The following is a 26,518-nucleotide window of genomic DNA, read 5'->3' as shown; positions in this document are numbered from 1 at the left end:
TCAGGCACTGACTTTGTGAGCGCTGCGGCCCCGATGCCGCTGACCCGCCCGCAGGTACCGGCCCGACTTCGCGGTCTGGCCGTAGCCGTCGCGGAACTCGCCGGCGCGGAAGACCACGGTGCCGCCCACAGCGGTCGCTACGACGGCATCGTCGTTGCGGTTGACCATTCGCCGCAGGCCGCCGTAGAAGGGGACCTCTTCCTCGTGGTAGGCCTCGACCTCGTCGTTCAGGCCGGCCGGGTCGATCACCACGAAGTCGGCACGGTCACCTTGGCGCAGCGTTCCGGCGTCGATGCCGAACCATTCCGCCAGCTCACCGGTCAGGCGGTGCACGGCCCGTTCGGTGGACATGAACGGCGCACCCGCCCGGTAGGCGTCGCGGGTTCGCTTGAGCAGCTTGATCGGAAAGTTGTAGAACGCCATATTGCGCAGGTGCGCACCGGCATCCGAGAAGCCCATGTGCACGCTCTCCTCGTTGGCCAGCGCGTCGAGCAGCTTGGGCCGGTGGTTGGCAACGATGGTCGTCCATCGCACATTGCGTTCACCGTTTTCGACGAGCACGTCGAGGAACGCGTCGAGCGGGTGCAGTCCGCGCTGATCGGCGATCGCGCCAAAGCTCTTGCCGATCAACGACTTATCGGGGCACTCGACGATGACGGCGTCGTGGAAGTCGCGGTGCCACAGCGACGGGCCCAGCTTGATGCGGTCGAACTCCTTGCGGAACTCGCGGCGGTAGGCCTCGTCGGCCAGTAATTCGTTGCGCTGCAACTGGTCTCGCAGATGTAAGGCGGCGGTGCCCGCACCGAACTCCTCGAAGACCGGCAGGTCGATGCCATCGGAGTACAGCTCGAACGGCACCGGCAGGTGCTGGAACCGCACGCTCGAGCCCAGCAGCTTGTTCATCAGCCGGACGCCGGGCCCGAACACGTAGACGGCGAGCGGGTTGGACTTGGCGTCCGCCGACACCAGCAGACTCATCCGAACGCCCTTGCGGCGTCTGAAGATTCGGCTGCTTTCCAGGAAGAACATGATCGCCGTGGCCGCCCGGTTGACGTCGGGCGCGCTCTGCAGGATCCGGCCGCGCTTGCGCAGGACCTTGATCAGCTTGCGCCGCTCCCGCCAGGTCGCGAAGGTCGACGGCAGCGCCCGGGAGCGGAAGCGGTCGCCGTCGAGTTTGTCGATCGCGGCGTCCATGCCTGACATGCCGAGCATTCCGGCGTCGAGCGCCTCCTCGAGCAACGTCGCCATCTTGTCCAGTTCGGCGTCGGTGGGCCTGACGTCGGCGTCGGTGGCCCGGTCGAGCCCGAGCACCGCGGAGCGCAGGTCCGAATGCCCAAGCAGCGAGCTGACATTCGGCCCGAGCGGCAACTCGTCGACGGCGGCGATGTACTCCGCGGCGTTCGCCCAGGTCCGGTTGGTCTCCAGCGCGCCGTGCACATATTCGCGTGGCACCGCCTCGACCCGGCTGAACAGGTCCGCGGCGTCTTCGCTGTTGGCGTAGACCGTCGACAGCGAGCACATGCCCAGCAGCACCGTGGTGACACCGTGGCGCACCGACTCGCGCAGGCCCGGGTCCAGCAGTACCTCGGCGTCGTAGTGGGTGTGCACGTCGATGAAGCCCGGCACCACCCACTTGCCGGCCGCGTCGATGACCTCTGGGCAGCCCGTCTCGTCGAGCGGCCGGGTCGACACCGTGGCCACCACGCCGTCGCGGATACCCAGCGTGCGGGTGTGCGGCGTGCTGCCGGTTCCGTCGAACCACAAGCCATCTCGGATGATCACGTCGTACGTCATTGTCGCCTCCCGGTATGTTGGAGCGAACCTATCATAGATAGTGAGCGCTCGCAATCTTTCTACCGGATTACCCTCCCGGCTTCGCCGGTTTCGTGGCGCTGGGCGCTGCGGGGGCGGGGCTGAGCAGGCCGGTGGGTTCGGGGACCGAGACCGGGTCCGGCACGGAGACGCCGGACGGGGTATCGGCGGTGCGGGTCAGCGTCGCGGGAACCCGGATCACCGATCCGCGCTGACCACACTCGTCGGTTTGCACGACGAGATCCATTTCACCGACGAGGTCCCCCTGCGGATTGGGCCGCAATGCCAGCGTCTGCACCGTGGTCTGCGACTTGGCCAACCCGGTCGGCCCCACGCACGGAAACGGCACCGTTTCCGGCCGCGCCTGCCATTGGCCGTCGGTGAACTGAAAAATCACCGGACGACCGCCGGAGTTGGCCGGCTGGGTGTGGTCGTTGTTGTCCAGCAGTACCGCCGCGGCCGAGCAGTACGACGGCGTGCACGACGAGCGCAATGCCCACCAGGTCGAGACGTCCGGCGGTTGCGGGCTCGGCGTGTAGTCGAAGGTCTCCTTGGACCGCTGCGCGTCGAGGCGATAGGTGCCGTCCAGCGCAGCGGGCGGGCCGGACGGGGCGGTGCGCTGGCGGGGGCGCTTGCCCCGCGTGCCGCGGTCGACTCCATCTTTCGCCCGATGATCAGGCCGAACGCGAACAACGCGATCAGCAGCAGGATCGCGGCGGCGCCGAGCACGATTTTGCGGGGCCTGCGCCGCGTCGGCAGCGCGGCCGGTGCCTCGGCATCGGGTGCGGCCGATTCGGTGCTCGCGGCGTCCTCGTCGTCGGGCCACCCGAAGGCCGGGTAGTCGAGGACAAGGACAGCCTCGGGACTGCGATCCGCCCGCTGGGTCGCGAACAGTGCATTGGCGGCCTCGGCGAACTCTCGGCAACTCGCAAACCGGTCGGCGGGCCGGTTGGCGAGCGCCCGCGCGAACACGTGATCCAGCTGCGCCAATTCCGGGCGCTGGTCGCTGAGTTTGCGCGGTGCACCTTCCAGCAGCTCGCGCAGCGCGGCGGACGGACTGCGGTACTCGGTTGGCGGTGCGCCCGTCAACAGGTGAAATGCCGTTGCCGCCAACGCATACTGGTCGGCGCGCCGGTCGACGTCGGCGCCCATCAACTGCTCGGGCGCGGCGTAGCCCACGGTGCCGACCGGGACATGCGTGCCGACCACGCCGGAGTGCTCGCCCAGTGGGCGGGCTACTCCGAAGTCCGACAACAAAATCCGTTGCTCGCCGTCGGAGGGGTTGGTCAGCAGAATGTTGGCCGGCTTGACGTCGCGATGCAACAACCCGCGCTGGTGCGCATAGTCCAGTGCGTCGGCCACCGCGGTGATGATCGCCAGCACTTCACCGACCGGCCACACCGCCGGGAATCGGTCCTTGAGCAGCTGCGCGGCGTTGCTGCCCTCCACGTAGTCCATCGCGATCCACAGCTGTCCGTCGTAGTCGCCGCGGTCGTGCACCTCGACGATGTGCTGGTGATGCAGGCTCGACACCGTCGGGGTCTCGGACAGAAAATCCCGGCGGAACCGGCGGTCCGACGACAGCGCCGGGGACAGAACTTTCAGTGCCTGCCAGCGCGCCGAACGAGGATCCTGAACAAGGTAGACATCTCCAGTCACCCCGGATCCGAGCCTTCGAGCGACGGTATAACCGGCAAAAACCGCGCCGCTGGCCAACGCCATCGGGTCATTCTATCCGCCACCGCGGCGCCTCGCTGACCAGGCGTCCTGACGGCACGCGGCGTGCGTCAAGGCCGAAAGACGTTGCCGCGCAGGATCACCAGGTCGGGCCGGGACAAAACACCGGGACCGTTACGCGGGTCTTGCGCATAGCAGACCAGATCCGCGGACGCCCCGTGCTCCAAGCCGGGACGGCCCAGCCAGCGCCGGGCATCCCAGCACGCGGCGCCCAGCGCGTCGGTCGGACTCATTCCGACCTTCGTCAGCGCCTCGACCTCGTCGACGATCCGGCCATGCGCGATCATCGTGCCGGCGTCGCTTCCGGCATAGATCGGCACGCCGGCATCCACGGCCGCCGCGATCCGCTCGGGGCAGCGCGCATACAGATCGCGCATGTGCGCGGCATAGGTCGGGTAGCGCTTCGCGGCGTCGGCGATCCCCGGGAAATTGTCGAAGATATTGATCAGGGTGGGCACCAGCACGGTTCCGTGCGCAAGCATCAGCTCGATGGTCTCGTCGGTGAGCCCGGTGCCGTGCTCGATGCAGTCGATCCCGGCCTTGATCAGCCCCGGCATCGCCTCATCGCTGAAGACGTGCGCCGTGACGCGGGCGCCGTGCGCGTGCGCGGTGTCGATCGCCGCCTTGAGCACGTCGTCGGACCACAGCGGCGCGAGATCGCCGACACCGCGGTCGATCCAGTCGCCGACCAGCTTGATCCAGCCGTCGCCGCGCCGGGCTTCGACCGCCACCGCGTCCGGCAGCTGTGATTCGTCTTCGAGCTCGACCGAGAAGCCGGCCTGGTAGCGCTTGGGGCGCGCGATGTGCTTTCCGGCCCGGATGATGCGCGGCAGGTCGTCGTGGTCGTCAAGGCTGCGGGTGTCGGTCGGCGAGCCGCAGTCGCGCAGCAGCAAGGCGCCGACCTCGCGCTCGGTCTCGGCCTGTTCGATCGCGTCCTCGAGGGGGATCTCGCCGTCGTGGCCGAGACCGACGTGACAGTGAGCGTCCACCAGCCCGGGCAGGATCCAGCCGCCGTCGAACACGGTGTCGGCCCCGGCGACGCGTTCGGTGCTGATCTTGCCGTCGACGATCCACAGTTCGACCGCGGCGTCTTGGCCATTTTCCGGGGGTAGTCCCCGACCCCGCACGTGCATGGGCACCGCGCGGCTACTTCTTGCCCGGGAACTTCAGCTTGGACAGATCGAAGTCCGCCAGACCGGGCGGCAGCTCGTTGAGGCCCTCCGGCATCTGGGACAGATCGGGGAACCCCGCCGGCATCCCCGGCATGCCCTGCATCAGCGGGTTGCGCGCCTTGGGTGGCGTCGGCCCGCGGCCTCCCTTCTTACCCTTCTTGCCTTTGGCTCCCTTGCCTTTTCGGTTGATGGACTTGCGGCCCATCCCCGGGATGCCCATGCCGCCCAGCATCGACGACATCATCTTGCGGGCTTCGAAGAAGCGGTCCACGAGCTGGTTGACTTCAGAAACGCTGACACCGGATCCATTCGCGATGCGCAGTCGCCGCGAGGCGTTGATGATCTTGGGGTCGGCGCGCTCCTGCGGCGTCATCCCGCGGATGATGGCCTGCAACCGGTCGAGCTGGCGGTCGTCGACCTCGGCCAGCGCGTCCTTCATCTGCCCGGCACCGGGCAGCATGCCCAGCAGGTTGCCGATCGGGCCCATCTTGCGGATCGCGAGCATCTGTTCGAGGAAGTCCTCGAGGGTCAGCTCGCCGGACCCGATCTTGGCCGCGGCGGCCTCGGCCTGCTCGGCGTCAAAGACCTGCTCGGCCTGTTCGATCAGGCTGAGCACGTCGCCCATGCCGAGGATGCGGCTGGCCATCCGGTCCGGGTGGAAGACGTCGAAGTCTTCCAGCTTCTCGCCGGTGGACGCGAAAAGGATTGGCACGCCGGTGACCTCGCGGACCGACAACGCCGCACCACCGCGCGCGTCGCCGTCCAGCTTGGTCAGCACCACGCCGGTGAAGCCGACACCCTCACGGAACGCTTCGGCGGTGGTGACCGCGTCCTGACCGATCATCGCGTCGAGCACGAAGATCACTTCGTCGGGATCGACGGCGTCCCGGATGGCCGCGGCCTGGCTCATCAGCTCGTCGTCGATACCCAGACGGCCGGCGGTGTCGACGATCACCACGTCGTGGTGCTTGGCGCGGGCTTCGGCGAGCCCGGCCGATGCGACGGCGACCGGGTCACCGGGGCCGGAGCCCGGGGACTCCCCCGGATGCGGCGCGAAGACCGGCACCCCGGCGCGCTGGCCGACGACCTGCAGCTGGTTCACCGCGGCGGGACGTTGCAGGTCACAGGCCACCAGCAGCGGCGTATGCCCCTGGCCGCGCAACCAGGCGGCCAGCTTCCCGGCCAGCGTGGTCTTACCGGAACCCTGCAGACCGGCGAGCATGATGACGGTCGGCGGTGTCTTCGCGAACGCCAGTTGCCGGGTCTCGCCGCCGAGGATGCCGATCAGTTCTTCGTTGACGATCTTGACGACCTGCTGCGCCGGGTTGAGGGCACCGGACACCTCGGCGCCCCGGGCGCGCTCCTTGATCCGGGCGACGAAGGCCCGCACGACAGGAAGTGAGACGTCGGCTTCCAGCAGCGCGAGACGGATTTCGCGCGTGGTGGCATCGATGTCGGCGTCGGTCAGTCGACCTTTGCCGCGCAGCCCCGCAAGGGCACCGGTCAACCGGTCGGAGAGCGATTCAAACACCCCAACAGGCTACTGGAGTGCGTTACGGACCCTCCACGGGCGCGAACGTCACGCCGGCGTGACTGGCGTCGGTCAAAGCCACGCTGGCGTGACGCCCGGTGAGTGGGGTCAGGCCCTTGACGCCACAGCCGCGGCCAGCAAATGTCAGCACATGCTCGAGGTAATCGACAAGGGGTCCTGCAGCCAGGACCATCCGGTGCCGTTGCTCTTCGTGCACGGCGGCTGGCATGGCGCGTGGTGCTGGGACGACCATTTCCTGGACTACTTCGCCGACGCGGGCTATCGCGCGGTGTCGATCAGCTTGCGCGGACACGGCACCAGCCCCACCGCCAAACCCCTGTCCAAGGTTTCCGTCGCCGACTACATGGATGATCTGCAGTCGGTGGCCGACGACTTGGGTGGCCGGCCGGTGCTGATCGGCCATTCGCTGGGCGGTTTCGTGATCCAGCGCTACCTAGAGGAGCACGGCGCCCCGGCCGCGGTGCTGCTGGGCTCGGTGCCGCCGACGGGCGTGCTCAGCCTGGCGATACGGGTGTGGCGGCGCCGGCCGTCGATGACTCTGGAGGCCTGGAGCGACCCGACCCTGCTGAAATTCCTGGCCACCCCGGAGCTGACCCGCGAGTACCTGTTCTGCGCCGACACGCCCGAGGCCATCGTCGAATCCTGTCGTCTTCGCGCCGGAGCCGAGAGCGTGCGCGCTGCCATGACCGATCCGGTGTTGCGCCGCGTCAGGACCCGACGGGTCCACACGCCGATCCTGGTCCTGGGTGCGCTGTACGACGGGTTCGTCAGCGTCGAGGAGGTGCGCGCCACGGCGCGGGCCTACGGCACCGAGCCGGAGTTCTTCGCGATGGGCCACAACATGATGCTCGAACCGGGCTGGGCCGACGTCGCCGCGCGGATAGATTACTGGCTACAAACCCGCGATTTTGCGAACCCTTCACGGCTTTCCGGATAACCTGGCTTTCGTCTCTTTCGAGTCGTTGCAGCGTCGGTCCAGCGCCGAAAAGCGTTGCCATGCTACATTTCACACCCGCCACTTAACTGAGCTGGCCGCGTCGGAGAGCAACTACTGAGGGGAGTCGTGTCGATGCAGCCGGTCGCTGACGCGAGCGTTGGAATCGACACGCGACCGCTGCGAGGCTGGCAGCGCCGCGCGCTGGTGAAATACGTGGCCGACTCGCCGCGCGACTTCCTGGCCGTGGCCACCCCCGGATCCGGGAAGACGACGTTCGCATTGCGGGTGATCGCCGAACTGCTGAGCAGTCGTGTCGTCGAGCAGATCACCGTCGTGGTGCCCACCGAGCACCTCAAGGTGCAGTGGGCGCAGGCCGCGCTGCGGCACGGCATATACCTGGACCCCCGATTCTCCAACACCAGCGCGGCGACCTCGCCGGAGTACCACGGCGTGATGGTCACCTACGCCCAGGTCGCCTCGCATCCGACGCTGCACCGGGTCCGCACCGAGCAGCGCAAGACGCTGGTCGTCTTCGACGAGATCCACCACGGCGGTGACGCCAAGACCTGGGGCGACGCCATCCGTGAAGCATTCAGCGACGCGACACGCCGACTTGCCTTGACGGGCACCCCGTTTCGCAGCGACGACAGCCCCATCCCGTTCGTCAGCTACGAATCGGGCCTGGACGGAATTCGCCGTTCGCAAGCCGACCACACCTACGGCTATGCCGAAGCGCTGGCCGACGGGGTGGTGCGCCCGGTGGTGTTTCTCGCCTACTCCGGGCAAGCGCGCTGGCGCGACAGCGCCGGCGAGGAACACGAAGCGCGCCTCGGCGAGCCGCTATCGGCCGAGCAGACCGCACGGGCATGGCGCACCGCGCTGGACCCCGCCGGCGAATGGATGCCCGCGGTGATCACCGCCGCGGATCAGCGGTTGCGTCAGCTGCGCACCCATGTGCCCGACGCCGGCGGCATGATCATCGCGTCGGATCAGACCGCGGCCCGCGCGTATGCGACCCTGCTGACCCGGCTGACCGGGGAAGCGCCGACGCTGGTGCTCTCCGACGATCCCGGATCGTCGCAGCGGATCTCCGAATTCTCCGACAGCACCTCACGCTGGCTGGTCGCGGTGCGGATGGTCTCCGAAGGTGTCGACGTGCCCCGGCTGTCGGTCGGGATCTACGCCACCAGCGCCTCGACGCCGCTGTTCTTCGCCCAGGCCATCGGGCGCTTCGTGCGGTCGCGGCGCCCGGGCGAGACCGCGAGCATCTTCGTGCCGTCGGTGCCCAACTTGCTGATGCTGGCCAGCGAGTTGGAAGCCGAGCGCAATCACGTGCTCGGCGAACCGCACCGGGAGTCACTCGACGACCCCCTGCTCTCCGATCGCGCCGTCGGGGAGCAGAACGAAAAGACCGACCTGGAAAAGGGTTTCACGTCGCTGGGCGCCGACGCCGAATTGGATCAGGTCATCTTCGACGGGTCCTCGTTCGGCACCGCCGCCGCGGCGGGCAGCGACGAGGAGGCAGACTACCTCGGCATCCCTGGTTTGCTCGACGCCACCCAGATGCGGGCGCTGCTGCATCGCCGCCAGGACGAGCAGCTGCAGAAGCGGGCCGCCTCCGGACAATCCGCGCCCGCACCCTCCGGGCCGGGGGCCATGCACGGGCAGCTGCGCGAGCTGCGCCGCGAACTCAACAGTCTGGTGTCGGTCGCCCATCACCGCACCGGCAAGCCGCACGGCTGGATCCACAACGAACTGCGCCGCCGTTGCGGCGGACCGCCGATCGCCGCGGCCACCCGCGATCAGCTCAAGGACCGCATTGTGGCGCTGCGCCAACTGAATTCGGAGCTGGCGTAGTTCACTCGGTGACGGGCTCGTCGACCACCGCGTCCGCGGAGGCGCCCAGCACCGCCAGCAATTGCTTCTCCACGTCGGCGCGGGCAGCCGTGCGCTGGTCGCCGTCGACGGCGTCGCCCGGCATGGTCACACAGAACACGTCGGCGGCCGTCGATCCGAACGTATTGACCTTCGCCCAGGCCATATCTGCTCCCGCCCGCTCGAGCGCCTGAGCCAGCAACGCCAGCAGCCCGAGCCGGTCCATCGCGCGCACCTCGACGACGAGGTGCTCGGGCGCGGCGGCGTCAAGCCACAGGATGCGCGGCGGGGCGGTGGATCGGGTCAGCGGTGCCCCCACCTGAATCTCCCCCGCCCGGGCCATCGCCGAGTTGGCGGCATCGGTGTCGCGCTTTTCCAGCGCGCCGAGGACATCGACGTCGCCGGCCAGGGCGCCCACGAACTGCTGGCGCAGCAGGCCCGCTTCGGGCGGCGAGCCGAACAGCGGCGACACCACGAACTCGGCGATCGCGACGCCCTCGTGCGTGTTGACCGTCGCGGAATGGATCCGCAGCGAATTCAGCGCCAGCACTGCGGCGGCCTTGGACACCAGTCCCCGCTTGTCCGGCGCGACCATCACCGTGTGCAGACGCTCGGACTCCCCACCGTTGATCTCCACGTGTACGCCGTGGCTGGCCGCCAGCGAAAGATAATGTGGCGCAGTCGGTTCGGCTTTGGGCAGCGGCTCACCCACCATCACCAGCCGACAGCGGCGCACCAGGTCCTCCATCAGCGAGGCTTTCCAGTCACTCCAAACCCCCGGCCCGGTGGCCTTCGAGTCGGCCTCGGCGAGCGCGTGCAGCAGCTCCAGCAGTTGCAGATCCCCGCCCAACGCCTCGGCAACGGACGCAATGGTTTTCGGATCGTTGAGATCGCTTCGGGTGGCCGTGATGGGCAGCAGCAGATGGTGGCGGACCATGCCCGCCAGTGTCTCGATGTCCCGGGGTTCCAGCCCCAGCCGCTCGCCGATGGGTGGCACCAAATCCGCCCCGAACACACAGTGGTCCACGCCGCGGCCCTTGCCGATGTCATGCAGCAGCGCGCCGATCGCGAGCAGGTCCGATCGCGCGACGCGGGTGGTCAGCGGTGCCGCGTTGACGGCGGTCTCGACGATGTGGCGGTCCACCGTCCACACATGGGACACATCGCGCGGCGGAAGGTCGCGCACCGCGTCCCATTCGGGAAAGAGCTTGCTCCACAAGCCGGTACGGTCCAGTGCCTCGATCGTGTCGACCATCGTGGGGCCGGCCAACAGCACCACCAGCAGGTCGTCCAGCGCCTCCCGCGGCCACGGTGTCGGCAAGTCGGGGACGCTGGCGGCCAGCCGGCTCAGCGTCGCGGCACCGATCGGCAGCCCCGTGTCGGCCGACGCGGCCGCCACCCGGAGCACCAGTCCGGCATCGGTTTGGGGTTGCGCCTCGCGAGCCAGCACGATTTCGCCGTCATACTCGACCACGCCCTCGTCCAGCGGTCGCCGCTTGGGGCGTCGGACCAACGCGGTGATGCCGCGGCGTGGCAGCGCATTCTGCGCGGTCCGCAGGCCGGTTTCGGCGTGGTACGCGATCGTGCGGCCGGCGTCGGAAAGCGTGCGCGCCAAGCTGAATCGATCACCCATGTACAGGGCGGCGCTGATCTCATCGGCGAACTGAGCCAGCAGCTGGTCGCGTCCGCGGCCCGAAACCCGATGCAGTTCGGTGCGCACGTCGAGCAGCGTCAGATACGCGTCGTCGAGCGAACCGCCCGGGATCTCCGGACGACTCATGCCGCGGCGGTCGATCAGTTGGGCGACGCCCAGCGCGTCCAGCAATTGGACGTCGCGCAGGCCGCCGCGGCCTGATTTCAGATCGGGCTCGGCGCGTTGCGCGATCCGGCCACAGCGCCGCCAGCGGGCGTTGGTCATCTCGACCAGCTCGTCCATCCGAGAGCGAATTGCGGTGCGCCACTGCTTTCTTGCGCCGGCAATCAACTCCTCGGACAACGCGGGATCACCGGCGATGTGGCGAGCGTCCAGCAGGCCCAGGGCGGCGATCATGTCGCCGTTGGCGACACCGAGCGTTCCGGATACCGTGCGCACGCTGTGGTCGAGCCGAACGTTGGCGTCCCACAACGGATACCACAGCCCGTCGGCGACCCGCTGCAGCACGTCGTCAGACACGTTGTCGTGCAACAACATCAAGTCAAGATCGGAATAAGGGAGCAGCTCGCGCCGGCCCAGGCCGCCGACCCCGACGAGCGCGAAGCCACTGCTGTCGGTGATCCCGAGTTCGGCGGACTTGGCCGCCAGCCACGACTCATGCAGTTCCAGCCAGGCGTGCCGCAGTTCGGCCGCGTGCAGGGTGCTGCCCTCAGACAGCAGCGTACGCCGCGCAGAGGCCAAATCGCTTGCACCAGAAGCGATTTCAGTCTGCGCGGCGTCCGCTCCAGGTTCCCGGTCGGGCTCGGTCGGTTTCATAACCTCCCGGCCCGCCCGGGCTGGAACCTCAACTTGCGGCTAGCGTCATATCGCATCGGTCCCGCGCTCACCGGTGCGCACTCGCACAATGGTTTCCACGGGACTGACCCAGACCTTGCCATCACCGATCTTGCCAGTGCGGGCCGCCCGGACGATGCTGTCGACGACCTTGTCGACGACGGAATCATCGACAACGACCTCGATCCGAACCTTCGGCACGAAATCGACCGAGTATTCAGCACCGCGGTAAACCTCGGTGTGCCCCTTCTGGCGGCCGTAACCCTGGACTTCGCTGACGGTCAGCCCCAGGACGCCCGCGTCTTCGAGGCTGGTCTTCACGTCATCGAGGGTGAACGGCTTCACGATCGCGGTGATCAGCTTCATGATTATTCCGCCTCCACTTTCTCGGCCACTGCGACGTCCAGTCCGTTAGAGCTGTCCGGCAGGGTGGCACGGGGAAGGACTGACGACGTGGCCACGGCGAAATCGTATCCGCTCTCCGCATGCTCGGCCTCATCGATGCCGGAAGCTTCCGCTTCAGGATTCAGCCGCAGCCCGATGGTGTACTTCAGGATCAACGCCAGGATAATCGTCACGGTGAACGAGTAGAACAGCACGCTGAACGCGCCGACCGCCTGCCGTTCCAGCTGATCCCAGCCGCCACCGTAGAACAATCCCTTGGATACGCCGGTGACGCCGTTGATCGCCACACTCTCCGGTGCGGCCAGCAGGCCCACCAGCAGCGTGCCCGCCAATCCGCCGACCAGGTGCACACCGACCACGTCGAGCGAGTCGTCGAAGCCCAACTTGAACTTCAGCCCGACCGCCAGCGCACACAGCACGCCGGCCACCAGACCGATGATCAGCGCGCCCAGCGCGTTCACCGACGAACAGGACGGGGTGATCGCGACCAGCCCGGCCACGATGCCCGACGCCGCTCCCAGCGTCGTGGCGTGTCCGTCACGAATGCGCTCGGTGAGCAACCAGGCCAGCATCGCGGCAGCCGTCGCGATCGTGGTGGTCATGAAGGTCGACCCGGCGGCGCCGTTGGAGCTGGTGGCCGACCCGGCGTTGAAGCCGTACCAGCCGAACCACAGCAGGCCCGCGCCGAGCATCACGAACGGCAGGTTGTGCGGGCGGAACAGCGTCGTGGGCCAGCCCTTGCGCTTGCCCAGAATCAGCGCCAGTGCCAGACCCGCGGCACCGGAGTTGATATGGACCGCGGTCCCACCGGCGAAGTCGATCGCGTGCAGCTTGTTGGCGATCCAGCCACCCTTCTCGGCGGCGAAGCCGTCGAACGCGAAGACCCAGTGCGCAACCGGGAAGTAGACCAGCGTCGCCCACAGGCCGGAGAAGACCAGCCAGGCGCTGAACTTCAGCCGATCGGACACCGCGCCCGAGATCAGGGCGACGGTGATGATCGCGAACATCAGCTGGAATGCCACGAACACGGTCGCCGGCAGCGTGCCGGCCAGCGGAATGTCGGTCGCCGCAACGCCCTTGGTGGGGTCGGCGGCCACGGCGTTACCGCCGATCAGGCCCTTCAGACCGAAGTATTCCGTCGGGTTTCCCATGACGTTGCCAACGTCAGTGCCGAACGAAACTGAATAGCCATATAACACCCACAGCACCGTCACCACGCCCATGGCGCTGATGCTCATCATCAGCATGTTGAGCACACTTCTGGCGCGCACCATGCCGCCATAGAAGAATGCCAAACCTGGCGTCATCAACAGCACCAGCGCTGAACTCGCCAGCATCCATGCGGTATCGCCGGTATTGGGCTGGCCCATTACTGGGAAACTCACTCGCTATCACCTCCGGTCGGCCCTGAACGGGTCATCAGACATGTGCCTGATGACCTGATCCAGAACCTTGCGCAATGGTTGTTTCCGAGTTGGGGCCACCATGTTTCGGCGTCATTAACGAAACGGCCGCCGTGTAAGGGGTTTCAGCCGAGCAGGGCGTCCACGAATGCGGCCGGCTCGAAAGGCGCCAAATCGTCGGGGCCTTCACCGAGGCCGACCAGTTTCACGGGCACGCCGAGTTCCTGCTGCACCCGGAAAACGATGCCGCCCTTGGCCGTTCCGTCCAGCTTGGTCAGGACCGCGCCGGTGATGTCGACGACGTCGGCGAAAACCTTCGCCTGGGCCAGGCCGTTCTGCCCGATCGTGGCGTCGAGGACCAGCAACACCTCGTCCACGGCGGCACGCCGGGTTACCACGCGTTTGACCTTGTCGAGCTCGTCCATCAGGCCCACTTTGGTGTGCAGGCGGCCCGCGGTGTCGATCAGCACGACGTCGGCGCCGGTGTTGATGCCCTTGTCGACGGCATCGAAGGCCACCGCCGCCGGATCGGAGCCCTCGGCGCCGCGCACCACTTCGGCACCCACCCGAGACGCCCAGGTCTGCAGTTGATCGGCGGCCGCGGCCCGGAAGGTGTCGGCGGCGCCCAGCACCACCCGCCGGCCGTCGGCCACCAGCACCCGTGCCAGTTTGCCGACCGTGGTGGTTTTGCCGGTGCCGTTGACGCCGACGACCAGCAGCACCGACGGGTGGTCGTCGTGCGGCAGTGCCCGAATCGAGCGATCCATCTCGGGTTTCAGCTCTTTGATCAGCACGTCGCGCAGCACCGCCCGGGCGTCGGCCTCGGTGCGGACGTTGCTGCTGGCCAGCCGGCTGCGCAGCTGTGAGACCACCGATTCGGTGACGACGGGGCCCAGGTCGGCGATCAGGAGGGTGTCCTCGACGTCCTGCCACGAGTCTTCGTCCAGGTCGCCGCCGCCGATCAGGCCCAGCATGCTGCGCCCGAGCGCGTTCTGGGACCGCGCCAGCCGCCCGCGCAGGCGTTCCAGCCGGCCCTCGGTCGGCGCGATCTCCTCGATCTCGGCCGCCGCGGGGGCTTGCGGTTCAGCTTCCGGGGGCGCCTCCGGTGCGACGGGCGACTCGGGAACCGGTGGGGCGGGCGGCTCCGGAACCGGCGGAGCGACCGGCGGCGGCGTGACGGTCTCGGGTTCGGCCTCCGGCGCCGGCAGCTGGACGTCGGAGATCGTGCGCCGCGGCGCGTCACGCGGGATGGTCGCGTCGTCGCCCACCGCGGGCAGGCCGGTGGTGTCGACCGTCGGCGCGCCCTGGCTGAAGGTGATGCCCGACGATGCGACGTAGCCCCCGGATCGGTCCAGGGCGCCCGGCTCGGTCCGGGTCAGGTTGATCCGCCTGCGGCGGTACCGGGTCAGCCCCAGGACCAGCGCAACGATGACAACCAGGGCGGCTAGAACGCTGAGGACGGCGAGGGCGATCCAAAGACCTTGCGACACGCTGACATTGTTTCAGGGCCACACCGCGCAGCCGACAGCGGCAGCCGCCGCCCGGCGCTCAAGAAGACGTGGTGGCGAGCTGCTGGACCTCTTGTCCACGCATACGCTGCGAGATCACCGCGGTGATGCCGTCGCCCTGCATGGTGACGCCGTAGAGCGCGTCGGCGACCTCCATGGTCGGCTTCTGGTGGGTGATGATCAGCAGCTGCGAGCGAGCCCGCAGCAGCTCGAACAGCGAGATCAGGCGGCGCAGGTTGGTGTCGTCGAGCGCGGCCTCGACCTCGTCCATGATGTAGAACGGCGACGGGCGGGCGCGGAAGATCGCGACCAGCATCGCGACGGCGGTCAGCGCCTTCTCGCCGCCGGACAGCAAAGACAACCGGGTGATCTTCTTGCCGGGCGGACGCGCCTCCACCTCGATGCCGGTGGTGAGCATGTCGTCCGGGTTGGTCAGTCGTAGCCGGCCCTCGCCGCCGGGGAACAGCACCGTGAAGACTTCCTGGAATTCGCGCTCTACGTCGACGAACGCCTCGCTGAACACCTGCAGGATGCGGGCGTCGACGTCGGCGACCACGTCGAGCAGATCCTTACGGGCCGCCTTGACGTCCTCGAGCTGGGTGGACAGGAAGTTGTAGCGCTCTTCGAGCGCGGCAAACTCCTCGAGGGCCAGCGGATTGACCCGGCCCAGCTCCGCCAGTTCCCGCTCGGCGCGCTTGGCCCGCCGCTCCTGGGTGGGCCGGTCGTACGGTATCGGCGCGGGCGCGGTGACCTGCTCGCCGCGCTCGCGGGCCAGCTCGAACTCGGCCATCTCCAGCTCGGAGGGCGGCAGCGCGATCGCCGGCCCGTACTCGGCGATCAAATCCGCCGGGCTCATGCCGAACTGCTCGAGCACCATTTGTTCGAGCTGCTCGATGCGCAGCGCCGCCTGGGCGTTGGCCACCTCGTCGCGGTGCAGCGAGTCGGTCAGTGTCGCTACCCGGGTGCTCAGCGTGTGCACCTCGTTGCGCACCGCCGCCATCGCCGTCGACCGCGCCTCGCGTTCGGCGACCATCGCGTCGCGGATCTGCGATGCGGCGGCCACCACCCGGTTCAGCCGCTCCGCGAGCAGCCGGCCGGCGTCGGCCACCGCCGCGGCCACCGCGGCCGCCCGCAGTCGCGCGGCGTGTGCCTGCTGGGCGCGCACCCGCGCCTCACGTTCCGCGGCGGCCGCGCGGCGCAACGAATCGGCCCGGCCGCGCACGGCGTTGGCCCGCTCCTCGGCGGTGCGCACCGCGAGCCGGGCCTCCACCTCGACGCCGCGGGCGGTGTCGGCCGCCGCGGCGATCCGCTGACGATCGACGGGGTCTTCCGCGGGGGCGAGCTGGCTGGCCTGGGCGTTGCGGAGCCGGGTCTCGAGTTCGGTGACCTCTTCGACGGTCTGGGCGCGCCCGGCCTCCAGCTCCTCGCGCTGGCGCAGCAGCCGGTTCCACTCCTCCTCGGCGGTGCGGGCGTCCTGCCCGAGCCGGCCCAGCTGCTCGTACATCGCCGAGATCTCGGTGTCGGACTCGTTGAGCGCGGCCAGCGCCTGCTCGGCCGAGTCTTGGCGCCCGCGCTGCTCGGTCAAGGCGCCGGACAGGGCGGCGGAAAACTGCGCCACCTGCGACTCCGCGGCGGCCAGCTCGCTGCCGGCCTTGTCGATCTCCGAGGTGAGCTCCAGGGTCGACGGCTTGCGGTCCGAACCGCCGCTCACCCAGCCGCGGCCGACCAGGTCGCCGTCGAGGGTGACCGCGCGCAACTGCGGCCGGCCCGCGACCAGATCCAGCGCCGCGCCCAGGTCGCTGACCACCGCGACGCCGGACAGCATGGCCACCATCGCGCCCCGCAGCCGCTGCGGCGCCTCGACCAGGTCGAGCGCCCACAGCGCGCCGTCGGGTAGCGGTGCCGCGGGCGGGGGATGATCGGCCGGCCAGTCTCCCAGCACCAGCGCAGCGCGGCCGCCGTCGGCCTGCTTCAGCGCGGCGACCGCGGACCGGGCGGCGCCGAAGTTTTCGGCGGCCAGCGCGTCCGCCGCGGATCCCAGCACCGCGGCCAGTGCCGTTTCATAGCCGGAACGGACCTTGACCAGCTTCGCGACGGGCCCGAAAAGCCCTGCGCCACTGTGGTTTTGGGTGAGCCACGCCGCACCGTCCTTGCGCTCGAGCCCGACCGAGAGCGCATCGATGCGGGCCCGCAGCGACGCCACCCGGCGCTCGGCCTCGCGCTCGCTGGCCTGCAGCTCGGCGACGCGCTCGTCGGCCAACCGCAGTGCGGCCACCGTCCGCTCGTGATGCTCGTCCAGGCCGACCTCGCCCTGATCGAGTTCGCCGACGCGGCCCTGCACGGTTTCGAACTCCGCGCGGGCCTGCTGCGCGCGGGCCGCGCCGTGTTCGATGCGCTCGGACAGCCGCGCGACGCTGTCATCGATCGATTCGACCCGGGCCCGCATGGTCTCGACCTGACCGGCCAGCCGGGCCAGGCCCTCGCGACGGTCGGCCTCGGCCCGCACGGCGGCCAAATGCGCCCGGTCGGCCTCGGCGGCCTCACGTTCCCGCTCGGACAACTCGGCGCGGGCGGTCTCCAGCCGGGTCCGGGCGGCATCCAGCTCAGCCAGCAGCTCGCGCTCGGCGGCCGCGACCTGCTCGGCCTCGGCGTCCAGTGCGTCCGGGTCGGTGTCGCTGGTCGCCACCGGCTCGAGATCCAGGTGCTGGGCACGCTCGCTGGCGATGCGCACCGTGGCGCCTACCCGTTCGGCCAGGGCCGACAGGCCGAACCAGGTGTGCTGGACCGACTCGGCGCGCACCGACAGCTCGGCCAGCGCCGTCTCGTGCGCGGTCAGCTCCTCCGAAGCCACGGCCAGCCGGCCGGCGGCCTCGTCGTGCTCGCGGCGCATGGTGGCCTCGGCCTCCAGGATCGCGTCGCGCTGCACCTGCCGGTTGACCAGGTCGTCGGCGGCCAGCCGCAGCCGCGCGTCGCGCAGGTCGGCTTGGATGGTCGCCGCACGTCGGGCCACCTCGGCCTGGCGGCCCAGTGGTTTGAGCTGGCGCCGCAGCTCGGTGGTCAGGTCGGTGAGCCGCGCCAGGTTGGCCTGCATCGCGTCGAGCTTGCGCAGGGCCTTCTCCTTGCGCTTGCGGTGCTTGAGCACACCCGCGGCTTCCTCGATGAACGCGCGGCGGTCCTCGGGTCGCGACTGCAGGATCTCGTCGAGCTTGCCCTGTCCCACGATCACGTGCATCTCGCGACCGATGCCGGAGTCGCTCAGCAGCTCCTGGACGTCCATCAAACGGCAACCGGCGCCGTTGATTTCGTACTCACTGGCGCCGTCGCGGAACATCCGCCGGGTGATCGACACCTCGGAGTACTCGATCGGCAGCGCGTTGTCGGCGTTGTCGATCGTCACGGTGACTTCGGCGCGGCCCAGCGGGGCGCGCGACGAGGTGCCGGCGAAGATGACGTCTTCCATCTTCCCGCCGCGCAGCGTCTTGGCGCCCTGCTCCCCCATCACCCACGCCAGCGCGTCCACCACGTTGGATTTGCCGGAGCCGTTGGGTCCGACGACGGCGGTAATGCCCGGCTCGAAGCGCAGAGTCGTCGGCGAAGCGAAGGACTTGAAGCCCTTCAGCGTCAGACTCTTGAGGTACACGGCGAGCCAGACTACCGCTCAAATCGCCCCGACTCGCCGTCACCGCGGGGTGTCGGCTCGCTTGAGATACACCCGGTGTTCACACTCTGCCGCACTGGCCACAGTGGCCACTTCAGTCACTGAAAAGGCGATGCGCCTCCCGGCGAGCGTCACGCCAGCGTGACCGTCGCGGTCTGGTGCCACGCCAGTGTGACGCTCGGCGATGCGGTCGCCGTTACCGCTCGACGAACCCCTCGAATTGCTCCCGCGGCTGCGACCACTCGGCCACGACCTTGTCGACACGACCGGGCCGGGACGGCCAGGAATGACCGCCTTCGAGCAGCTCCAGCAATTTCTCGCCGGCTTCCCGCGGCCCGTGGGCGACGACCAGGACACGGCCGTCGGCCTGGTTGGCGGCGTAGCCGGTCAGGCCCAGCTCCAGCGCCCGGCAGCGAGTCCACCAGCGAAAACCCACACCCTGGACCATGCCGTGCACCCAGGCGGTGAGCCGGACGTCAGGACCCGGCATTTTTGGTTTCGGAGGCGATCTCGAACTTGACCGTGGTACCCGCCTTCAGGGTGCGCCCCACGGTGCAGACCAGATCGATCGCGCGGTTCACGACCACCAGCAGGCGTTCCCTGTCGTCGTCGGACAGTCCGGACAGGTCCAGCTCGAGAGTTTCGGAGAGCAGTGGATAGACCTCTTCGTCACGGTCGGCGTCGCCGGACACCCGGACCACCGCGTGGTAGTCGTCGCCGAGCCGGCGGGCCAGCGGCTGGTCACTGGACATCCCGCTGCATGCGGCGAGCGCGATCTTGAGCAGCTCGCCGGGGGTGAACACGCCCTCGACGTCCTCGGAGCCGACAAGAACCTGCGCGCCCCGCGAGCTATGGCCGGTGTAGCGGCGTGTCCCGGTGCGTTCGACCCACAGTTCCGTCATGGCTCATTTCTACCGGGGACGAGCGAAGACGCGCTCAGCGGACTATCAACGACAGCAGCTTCTTACCGAAAGATGGTGAGGGCGAATCGTTTTCGGACGAGACAACTACCTGATCGTCGACGCGCCGGCGCAGCTCGCGCTCCAGCGCGTCGCGCAGCGTGGCCGACGCGCCCGGGCATCCGTCGCAGGCGCCGGCCAGCCGCACCGTCACGTGGTGGCCGACCACCGAGACCAGCTCGATCGATCCGCCGTGCGAGGCGGCCAGCGCACCCACCGGGCCGGCCAGCAGCTCCGTTACCGCGGCTTCCAAAGTGCCTGCGGCAAAAGGGGTTTCGTCGACCGTCCAACTCCCCGGGTGCTGCAGCGCCTCGCTGAGCGCCTCGCGGATCTCGTCGCCCAGTTCACGCCAGGTGCCGGCCACCGTGATCAGGATGCCGCCGGGACCCACCACGATTTCGTCGATCACGCGGGCCCGCAGCAGGGCGCCCAGCCGGCCCGGTGCGACCCGGACCGTGCCATGCGGCGGCAGGTGATCGGCCGCGACCACCCAGCGCAGCCGGCGCGGGTCGTCGGTGGCCGTGGCGTGCAGCGGAATCATGCGCCCAGCGCTATCGCGACCGACCGGGCGGCAAACGCCATCAGCCAGGCCAGGACGAACATGTAGGACCACGCGATCGCGGGCCATTTCCACGAGTTGGTCTCGCGGCGCATCACCGCAACGGTCGACATACATTGCAGCGCATAGATGAAGTACGCCATCAGCGCGATGACCGTCGGCGCGGTGAACACCTGGTGGCCTTCGTCGTCGGTCAACGAGACCAGCGCTTCGTGCGGATCGTCGGGGCTCTCGGCCGCCGCGACCTGCCCCAGGGTGGACACGAACACTTCGCGCGCCGACATCGAACCGAGCAGGGCGATGTTGACGTGCCAATCGAATCCGAGCGGCTTGAACACCGGCCCGACCGCCTTGCCGAGGTCGGCGGCCAAGCTGTGGTCCATCACGTAGGCGGTCGCGTCGGCCGGCGACAACTTCGCGGTCTCGGCTTGGCGCGCCGGCAGATTGAGCAGCACCCACAGCACGACCGAGGTGCCCAAGATGATGGTTCCGGCCTTGCGCAAGAACATCTTCGCCGAATCCCACATCGTGATCAGCACGTTCTTGGGTGAGGGGAAGCGATAGGGCGGAAGCTCCATCGTGAACGGCAGCAGATCGCTGCGCAGGATCGTCGATTTGAACACCGCGGCGGCGATCAGGGCGGAGGTGCCGCCACAGACGTAGAGCGCGAACATCGCGACGCCCTGGGCGCTCAACCCGCCCCAGTGCGTCTTCGGGGACACGAGGATGCCGACCAACAGCGTGAACACCGGAAGCCGCGCCGAGCAGGTCATCAGCGGCGCCGTGATGATGGTGGCGATCCGGTCCCGCGACGACGGCAGCGTCCGGGTGGCCATGATCCCGGGGATGGCGCAGGCGAACGACGAGAGCATCGCGACGAAGGCGCGACCTTCCAGCCCCGTCGAGGCCATCACCCTGTCCATCAGGAATGCGGCGCGCGCCATGTAGCCGACATTCTCCAGCAGCGCGATCAGCAGGAACAACAACACGATCTGCGGGATGAACTGCAGCACCGTTCCGACGCCGCCGATCAGCCCCTGGCCGAGCAGCCCGCGCACGACGTAGTTGCCGACGTGATTGCTGACCAGAGTGCCCAACGAGTTGAGCCAGTCCCCCACCTGATCCTGCAGGGGTGCGGCGACGGTGAAGACGACCTGGAAGAAGCAGAACATCACCGCGAAGAAGATCACCGTCCCCCATAGCGGGTGCAGCACTACGGCGTCGATGCGTCGCGTCCGCCGATCCGGTTGGGGCGCGTGGTAATAGGCCGCATCCAGCACCGACTTGCCCCAGCCGTCGATGGCGTCGTCATCGGCCGGCGGCAGGACCGGGGGCCGTTGCCATTGGTGGAAGGACACCAGTTGGGCGCGCAGGGTATCGATGCCCACCCCGCGGTTGGCCACCACCGCGACCACCGGGACACCCAGCGCCGTCGCCAGCGCGTCGACGGAGATGCCGCCACCGCGCGCGGTCAGCTCGTCGGTCATGGTCAGCACCACCAGGCACGGCAGGTCGAGCCGCAGCACCTGAGCCAGCAGAATCACCGAGCGGTGCAGCGTGGTGGCGTCGGCGACGATGACGATCGCGTCGGGCGGCCCGTCGCCGTACACCTCGCCGCCCAACAGGTCGGAGACCACCTGCTCGTCCGGGCTGATCGGGTCGAGACTGTAGGTGCCGGGCAGGTCCTCGATGGCGACCTCGACGCCGTCGACCTTGGTGATGCCGACGCTGCGCCCGACGGTGACGCCCGGGTAGTTACCGGTCTTGGCACGCAATCCGGTCAGGTGATTGAACACCGACGTCTTGCCCGCATTGGGACTTCCCACCAGGGCGATCCTTGCCTTGCCCGCAACGGCGACCCCGGAGCCGCCTTCTTCGTGGCAGGACGTCATGCGCCGGTCCCGGGGGTGACCTCGATCAGCCGCGCCTCGCGCCGGCGCAGGCATAGTTCGGTGTCCTGAACCCGGTAGATGGTCGGGTCACCCATCGGTGCGCGGCGGATCACCTGGACGTCGGAGGCCGGCCGAAATCCCAGCTGCCGCAGGCGGCCCGCCACCACGGTGGAGGCCGCCGGCGTCACGCCCAGGATCGTCGCCCGCTCGCCCGGCGACAGCTGCGCCAGCACGGTGGGCGAACCCGCAACACGGTCTGCATCTCGCACCGAATCGCGCATTAACCGCTCCAACGCCGGAGGTTCATCATCTCGGTAAGGATAACCTCACGATGCTGAGGATAGCCTCAGCTTTGCGCGAGAAAGTCCTAACGGCGTGGGCGGGGTTGACACCGCGGACAGTAGAACGACGAGCGGTTCATGAACTTCTCGCGGCGGATCACCGCACCGCAGCGCCGGCAGTTCTCGCCTTCGCGCCCATAGGCATCCAGCGATCGGTCGAAGTAGCCCGATTGGCCGTTGACGTTGACATACAACGAATCGAACGAGGTCCCGCCCTTGGCGAGTGCCTCGCCCATCACCGCCGCGGCGGCGTCCAGCACGGCGGTCAGCTGGCGGCGGGACAGCGTGTCCGCCACCCGGGCACCATGAACTTTGGCCCGCCACAACGCTTCGTCGGCGTAGATGTTGCCGATGCCCGACACCACCTGTTGATCCAGCAGCTGACGTTTGATTTCGGAATGCTTGCCCCGCAACACTTTTACGACGGCGTCGATGTCGAACCGGGGGTCCAGCGGATCGCGCGCCAGGTGCGCGACGGGCTGCGGCACCACGCTGCCGTCGATTTCTATGAGTTCGGCCAGCATCCAGCCGCCGAAGGTCCGCTGGTCGGCGAAGCTCAGCACGGTCCCGTCGTCGAGCAACGCCGAGATCCGGACGTGATCAGCCCGCGGCACCTTGCCGAGCAGCATCTGCCCGCTCATACCGAGGTGGACGACCAGCGCGACGTCACCGTCGAGCAGCATCCACAGGTACTTGCCGCGCCGGTCGGTTCCCTCGATCCGCGCGTCGAGCAGCCGGGCCGTGAGGTCGGCGGGACCGGCTTCGTGGCGGCGCACCGCGCGGGGGTGGTGCACCCGAACCGCGGTGATCGTCTTGCCCACGACATGGGCGTGCAGACCGCGGCGCACCACCTCGACTTCGGGCAGCTCGGGCATCTAGACGGGCACCATTCAGATAGATGTGGTCCCCGCGGTGTCCAACGCTTCCAGCGTTTTCCAGGTCGCGGCGGCCGCCTTCTGCTCGGCTTCCTTCTTCGAGCGGCCGACACCCGACCCGTATTCGGTCTCCATCACGACGACGACGGCCGTGAATTCCTTGTCGTGGTCCGGGCCGGTGGAGGTGACCAGGTAGGACGGCGCGCCCATGCCGCGCGCCGCGGTGAGCTCCTGCAGGCTGGTCTTCCAGTCCAGCCCGGCGCCCAGCGTCGGCGCGGCGTCGAGCAGCGCACCGAACAAGCGCAGGATCACCTCGCGCGCGGATTCGATGCCGTGCGCCAAGTAGATCGCGCCGAGCAGCGACTCCATGCCGTCGGCCAGGATGCTCGACTTGTCGGCCCCGCCGGTGTTCGCTTCGCCGCGCCCCAGCAGCAGGTGGACGCCCAGTCCGCCGTCGCACAGGTGCCGCCCGACGTCGGCCAGCGCCTGGGTGTTGACGACACTGGCGCGCAGTTTGGCCAGGTCGCCTTCGGAACGGTCGGGATGACGGTGGTAGAGCTCGTCGGTGACCGTCAGGCCCAGTACGGCGTCGCCCAAAAACTCCAGCCGCTCGTTGGTCGGCAGTCCGCCGTGCTCATAGGCGTAGCTGCGGTGGGTCAACGCCAACGAGAGCAGCTCCTCGGGCAGGTCGACCCCGAGCGCGTCGAGCAGAGGTTGCCGCGAAGTCACCGGTCACCCCGCGAGGCGTCCGAGTCCGCGGCATCGTCGTCGGAGAGGTCGTCGGAGAGCATGTCCACCAGCTTGGCCCATCGCGGATCGATGGTGTCGTGGTGGTGGCCGGGGTCATTGGCCAGCGCCACGCCGCACTCCGGGCACAACCCGGGGCAATCCGGTCGGCATACCGGCGCGAACGGAAGGTCGAGTCCGACGGCATCGATGATCGACTGCTCGAGGTCGATGCGGTCGTCGACGACCCGGCCGACCTCGTCTTCCTCGGTGGTCGCCTCGGTGGTGCTGTCCGGGTAGGCGAACAGTTCGGTCAAGCCGACCTGCACGTTCCCGTGCACCTCGGTCAGGCACCGCGAGCACTCGCCGACCGTCGGCCCCGACACGGTCCCGGTGACGAGCACGCCTTCCGACACCGATTCGACCCGTAGATCCATGTCCAGCGGAGCGCCCTGCGGGATCGCGATCATGTCCAATCCGATGCGCAACGGGCTGGGCACGGTGTGACGTAGCGTCACCATCGATCCCGGTCGTCGCCCGAGCCGGGTGACGTCCACCGTCATCGGCGAAGCCGGATGCTGCTGCGCAGTAGTGCTGTGTTCGCGCGCCATGGAAAAAATCTTACGGCGCCGTCCAGGTGCTCCGAGCGGCGCTTCGACCATTCGCCCAGGTGGCTATGCTCGGCCGGAGCCGAGGGTGTTGCTGTCCTTAGCGGGTCGCGTAGTCGTGCGTGCCGGCGGCGGTACGGAGTTGGTGGCGACCACGCCCCACCGAACGCAGCGTGCCGTTGAGGAACTCCTCGAACTCGGCCAGTTTGTTGTCGACATAGATGTCGCACTCCCCGCGCAGCCGATCGGCCTCGGCGTGTGCGGTGTCGATCAGGCGGGTCGACTCCGCATTGGCCGCCTGCACGACCTCGTTCTGCGAGACCAGGCGCTGCTGCTCCTTGATGCCCTCTTGCACGGCCTTCTCGTAGGAGATGTTGCCGTTCTCGATCAGCCGGTCGGCTTCGGCCTGGGCGCGGCTGACGCTGGCCTCGTATTCCCGCTTGGCCGCCGTGGCGATGCGTATCGCTTCCTCGCGGGCTTCGCCGACCATCCGCTCGCTGTGCTGACGCGCCTCGTTGACCATCCGGTCGGCCTGCGCCTTGGCATCGGAGAGCAGCCGGTCGGCCTCCGCACGGGAGTGGTTCAGCAGCGACTCCGACTCGGTGGTTGCCGAGGAGACCATGGATTCGGCGTGCGACTTGGCGTCGGACAGCATCGAATCGCGGGCATCAAGCACGTCCTGGGCGTCGTCCAGCTCGCCGGGGATCGCGTCTTTGATGTCGTCGATCAACTCCAGCACGTCACCGCGAGGCACCACACAGCCCGCCGTCATCGGCACGCCGCGGGCTTCTTCGACAATGGCGCCCAATTCATCAAGCGCTTCAAAGACTCGGTACACGGCCATACCCTCCTGGCTTCCGGAAAACCATCGTTGTTACCAGTGTGCCTGGTGTTACCTCTGTGACGGCGGTGGCGACACCGGTGTGTCGGGCATTGGCCACACCCAGCTTCGAAAACGGATTCTTCCAGGAATTTGGCGACATCGCCCGCGCAGGTCAGCATCCTCGCGCCACCGCCCAGGCGATCACACGGCGGCGGCCGGGCAATCAACCGCACCGCGATACGCTGAGCCGGTGAACGCGCCGCCGCCGACGTTATTCATATTTCCGCATGCCGGCGGATCCGCGACCTATTATGTGCCGTTTGCCAAGGCGTTCTCCGCGGATATCAAACGGGTGGCCGTGCAATACCCGAGCCGGCGCGACCGCGGGCTGACCGAACTCGCCAGCATTCCCGAGTTTGCCGACGAAATTTTCAACATGATGGCGCCGGCCGCCAAAGCCGGAGGTCAGGTCGCATTTTTCGGACACAGCATGGGCGGGCTCGCCGCGTTCGAGGTGGCCCTGAGATTCCAATCGGCCGGACACCCGATCAGTGCGCTGTTCATATCGTCGTGCGCGGCGCCGGGTCACATCCGCTACAAGGAATTGCAGGGATCCGACCACGAGATATTGAGCCTGGTAGCCCAGGTCACCGAGACGAATCCCGAGCATTTGGCAAATGACGAATTCGCCTCGAGCATCCTGCCCACATTGCAAAGCGTCCGGACCATTGCGGCCTACACCCGGCCCCCGGATATAAAGCTGGCATGCCCGATCCACGCATTCGTCGCTGATGACGACCTCATCGTGGCGGAGGAGAACATGACGGCCTGGGCCGATCGCACCACCGCGGAGTTCTCCATCCGGGTGTTCCCCGGAGATCATTTCTACCTCAACGCTCACTTGCCAGAGCTGGTCAAGGACATCGAGGCGGTCGTCCTCAACGCCCCCGGCCAAAGTTAGCTGAACGAGCTGTCACCCGGCGATCCGCGGTGCCCCGGACCGATCGCCGCCAGGCATTCGCCGCGCGGCCGTTCGACGCAGGTGCAATAGCGACACCACGTGCGGCCGTGCCGGGCGGTCGACCGCCGCCACCGGTCATCCCGCGGCGGGTGAGATGTTGCTTGGTGAAAATGGTGCGCAGGTCCCAGAACGCGGCGCTGCACGGATTGGGTGAGCAGGTGAGATTC

The 26,518-nt window shown here is 68.4% G+C and carries 21 protein-coding genes and 1 pseudogene; 3 read left to right on the top strand and 19 right to left on the bottom strand.

Translation table 11 applies throughout. The annotated features are described in order from the left end of the window. The 5 genes and pseudogenes from MAAFP003_RS08540 to ffh all read right to left on the bottom strand — a co-directional run bounded on the left by MAAFP003_RS08540 (nt 1) and on the right by ffh (nt 6,252). Nucleotides 1–1,794: an N-acyl-D-amino-acid deacylase family protein gene (locus MAAFP003_RS08540; protein WP_096286069.1), complete on the bottom strand. Its 1,794-nt coding sequence runs from the start codon at nt 1,792–1,794 to the stop codon at nt 1–3. 67 nt (nt 1,795–1,861) lie between these two features. Beyond that, nucleotides 1,862–2,638, bottom strand: coding sequence for an Rv2253/PknI dimerization domain-containing protein (locus MAAFP003_RS30225; RefSeq protein ID WP_480212825.1), 777 nt, complete (start codon nt 2,636–2,638; stop codon nt 1,862–1,864). A gap of 167 nt (nt 2,639–2,805) precedes the next feature. Continuing rightward, a pseudogene (locus MAAFP003_RS30220) lies at nt 2,806–3,534 on the bottom strand (serine/threonine-protein kinase); the annotation flags it as partial. Between the two features lie 65 nt (nt 3,535–3,599). After that, the gene (locus MAAFP003_RS08525) at nt 3,600–4,682 is read right to left on the bottom strand and encodes a metal-dependent hydrolase family protein (protein WP_096286066.1); all 1,083 of its coding nucleotides are present in this window, start codon (nt 4,680–4,682) and stop codon (nt 3,600–3,602) included. 13 nt (nt 4,683–4,695) lie between these two features. Beyond that, a complete protein-coding gene (gene ffh, locus MAAFP003_RS08520) occupies nt 4,696–6,252 on the bottom strand; it encodes a signal recognition particle protein (RefSeq protein ID WP_096286064.1) in 1,557 nt (518 codons plus the stop codon). 151 nt (nt 6,253–6,403) lie between these two features. On the opposite strand from ffh, the gene MAAFP003_RS08515 reads away from it, so the two are divergent. Together MAAFP003_RS08515 and MAAFP003_RS08510 are read left to right on the top strand one after the other, a co-directional pair. Then, nucleotides 6,404–7,210 carry an alpha/beta hydrolase gene (locus MAAFP003_RS08515; RefSeq protein WP_096286062.1) on the top strand — a complete coding sequence of 269 codons (807 nt, stop codon included), beginning with the start codon at nt 6,404–6,406 and terminating at the stop codon, nt 7,208–7,210. A 132-nt stretch (nt 7,211–7,342) separates the two neighbouring features. Then, nucleotides 7,343–9,067 (top strand): DEAD/DEAH box helicase, encoded by a 1,725-nt coding sequence (locus MAAFP003_RS08510; protein ID WP_096290983.1) that lies wholly within the window; start codon nt 7,343–7,345, stop codon nt 9,065–9,067. A 1-nt stretch (nt 9,068) separates the two neighbouring features. Here the strand turns inward: MAAFP003_RS08510 and MAAFP003_RS08505 are convergent, their stop codons facing one another. The 14 genes from MAAFP003_RS08505 to sepIVA all read right to left on the bottom strand — a co-directional run bounded on the left by MAAFP003_RS08505 (nt 9,069) and on the right by sepIVA (nt 25,345). After that, nucleotides 9,069–11,555 carry a [protein-PII] uridylyltransferase gene (locus MAAFP003_RS08505; RefSeq protein WP_096286060.1) on the bottom strand — a complete coding sequence of 829 codons (2,487 nt, stop codon included), beginning with the start codon at nt 11,553–11,555 and terminating at the stop codon, nt 9,069–9,071. Between the two features lie 45 nt (nt 11,556–11,600). Then, the gene (glnB, locus tag MAAFP003_RS08500; protein ID WP_096286058.1) at nt 11,601–11,939 is read right to left on the bottom strand and encodes a nitrogen regulatory protein P-II; all 339 of its coding nucleotides are present in this window, start codon (nt 11,937–11,939) and stop codon (nt 11,601–11,603) included. Between the two features lie 2 nt (nt 11,940–11,941). Next, nucleotides 11,942–13,348, bottom strand: a complete 1,407-nt coding sequence (locus MAAFP003_RS08495; protein WP_096286056.1) for an ammonium transporter — start codon at nt 13,346–13,348, stop codon at nt 11,942–11,944. A 158-nt stretch (nt 13,349–13,506) separates the two neighbouring features. After that, nucleotides 13,507–14,871, bottom strand: coding sequence for a signal recognition particle-docking protein FtsY (gene ftsY, locus MAAFP003_RS08490; RefSeq protein WP_096286054.1), 1,365 nt, complete (start codon nt 14,869–14,871; stop codon nt 13,507–13,509). A gap of 58 nt (nt 14,872–14,929) precedes the next feature. Then, nucleotides 14,930–18,529 (bottom strand): chromosome segregation protein SMC, encoded by a 3,600-nt coding sequence (smc, locus tag MAAFP003_RS08485; protein ID WP_096286052.1) that lies wholly within the window; start codon nt 18,527–18,529, stop codon nt 14,930–14,932. Nucleotides 18,530–18,743: 214 nt separating this feature from the next. Beyond that, on the bottom strand, nt 18,744–19,037 hold the full coding sequence (locus tag MAAFP003_RS08480) for an acylphosphatase (protein WP_096286050.1): 294 nt from the start codon (nt 19,035–19,037) through the stop codon (nt 18,744–18,746). Next, nucleotides 19,024–19,449 (bottom strand): OsmC family protein, encoded by a 426-nt coding sequence (locus MAAFP003_RS08475; RefSeq protein WP_096286048.1) that lies wholly within the window; start codon nt 19,447–19,449, stop codon nt 19,024–19,026. Before MAAFP003_RS08475 ends, MAAFP003_RS08480 begins: the two co-directional genes overlap by 14 nt. A gap of 34 nt (nt 19,450–19,483) precedes the next feature. Then, nucleotides 19,484–20,047 (bottom strand): NifU family protein, encoded by a 564-nt coding sequence (locus MAAFP003_RS08470; RefSeq protein WP_096286046.1) that lies wholly within the window; start codon nt 20,045–20,047, stop codon nt 19,484–19,486. Continuing rightward, complete coding sequence (gene feoB, locus MAAFP003_RS08465) at nt 20,044–21,957, bottom strand: ferrous iron transporter B (RefSeq protein WP_096286044.1); 1,914 nt, start codon at nt 21,955–21,957, stop codon at nt 20,044–20,046. The genes MAAFP003_RS08470 and feoB overlap by 4 nt, the downstream gene beginning before the upstream one ends. Then, nucleotides 21,954–22,226 (bottom strand): FeoA family protein, encoded by a 273-nt coding sequence (locus tag MAAFP003_RS08460; RefSeq protein WP_243393833.1) that lies wholly within the window; start codon nt 22,224–22,226, stop codon nt 21,954–21,956. Before MAAFP003_RS08460 ends, feoB begins: the two co-directional genes overlap by 4 nt. Before the next feature lie 98 nt (nt 22,227–22,324). Further along, nucleotides 22,325–23,173, bottom strand: coding sequence for a DNA-formamidopyrimidine glycosylase (mutM, locus tag MAAFP003_RS08455; protein WP_096286042.1), 849 nt, complete (start codon nt 23,171–23,173; stop codon nt 22,325–22,327). Nucleotides 23,174–23,188: 15 nt separating this feature from the next. Further along, nucleotides 23,189–23,902 (bottom strand): ribonuclease III, encoded by a 714-nt coding sequence (gene rnc / locus MAAFP003_RS08450; protein ID WP_096286040.1) that lies wholly within the window; start codon nt 23,900–23,902, stop codon nt 23,189–23,191. Beyond that, nucleotides 23,899–24,510, bottom strand: coding sequence for a YceD family protein (locus MAAFP003_RS08445; protein WP_207768486.1), 612 nt, complete (start codon nt 24,508–24,510; stop codon nt 23,899–23,901). The genes rnc and MAAFP003_RS08445 overlap by 4 nt, the downstream gene beginning before the upstream one ends. Nucleotides 24,511–24,607: 97 nt before the next feature. Continuing rightward, entirely contained in the window at nt 24,608–25,345 is a 738-nt protein-coding gene (gene sepIVA, locus MAAFP003_RS08440) for a cell division protein SepIVA (protein ID WP_096290981.1), read from the bottom strand. A gap of 235 nt (nt 25,346–25,580) precedes the next feature. Here sepIVA and MAAFP003_RS08435 point away from each other — a divergent pair, with 235 nt between their 5' ends. Next, nucleotides 25,581–26,291 carry a thioesterase II family protein gene (locus MAAFP003_RS08435; protein WP_279304388.1) on the top strand — a complete coding sequence of 237 codons (711 nt, stop codon included), beginning with the start codon at nt 25,581–25,583 and terminating at the stop codon, nt 26,289–26,291. The last annotated feature ends 227 nt before the right edge of the window (nt 26,292–26,518 follow it).

Source organism: Mycobacterium ahvazicum, from assembly GCF_900176255.2.
Lineage (GTDB): Bacteria > Actinomycetota > Actinomycetes > Mycobacteriales > Mycobacteriaceae > Mycobacterium > Mycobacterium ahvazicum.
This window is presented reverse-complemented; position numbering and strand designations above follow the sequence as displayed.

Excerpts from the sequence above, each read along its gene's own strand:
- MAAFP003_RS08540 (WP_096286069.1), bottom strand. The coding sequence starts at position 1,794 with ATGACGTACGACGTGATCATCCGAGATGGCTTGTGGTTCGACGGAACC.
- MAAFP003_RS08525 (WP_096286066.1), bottom strand. The coding sequence starts at position 4,682 with ATGCACGTGCGGGGTCGGGGACTACCCCCGGAAAATGGCCAAGACGCC.
- MAAFP003_RS08515 (WP_096286062.1), top strand. The coding sequence starts at position 6,404 with ATGCTCGAGGTAATCGACAAGGGGTCCTGCAGCCAGGACCATCCGGTG.
- MAAFP003_RS08510 (WP_096290983.1), top strand. The coding sequence starts at position 7,343 with ATGCAGCCGGTCGCTGACGCGAGCGTTGGAATCGACACGCGACCGCTG.
- MAAFP003_RS08505 (WP_096286060.1), bottom strand. The coding sequence starts at position 11,555 with ATGAAACCGACCGAGCCCGACCGGGAACCTGGAGCGGACGCCGCGCAG.
- glnB (WP_096286058.1), bottom strand. The coding sequence starts at position 11,939 with ATGAAGCTGATCACCGCGATCGTGAAGCCGTTCACCCTCGATGACGTG.
- MAAFP003_RS08495 (WP_096286056.1), bottom strand. The coding sequence starts at position 13,348 with ATGGGCCAGCCCAATACCGGCGATACCGCATGGATGCTGGCGAGTTCA.
- MAAFP003_RS08480 (WP_096286050.1), bottom strand. The coding sequence starts at position 19,037 with ATGCCGGGTCCTGACGTCCGGCTCACCGCCTGGGTGCACGGCATGGTC.
- MAAFP003_RS08475 (WP_096286048.1), bottom strand. The coding sequence starts at position 19,449 with ATGACGGAACTGTGGGTCGAACGCACCGGGACACGCCGCTACACCGGC.
- MAAFP003_RS08470 (WP_096286046.1), bottom strand. The coding sequence starts at position 20,047 with ATGATTCCGCTGCACGCCACGGCCACCGACGACCCGCGCCGGCTGCGC.
- feoB (WP_096286044.1), bottom strand. The coding sequence starts at position 21,957 with ATGACGTCCTGCCACGAAGAAGGCGGCTCCGGGGTCGCCGTTGCGGGC.
- mutM (WP_096286042.1), bottom strand. The coding sequence starts at position 23,173 with ATGCCCGAGCTGCCCGAAGTCGAGGTGGTGCGCCGCGGTCTGCACGCC.
- MAAFP003_RS08445 (WP_207768486.1), bottom strand. The coding sequence starts at position 24,510 with ATGGCGCGCGAACACAGCACTACTGCGCAGCAGCATCCGGCTTCGCCG.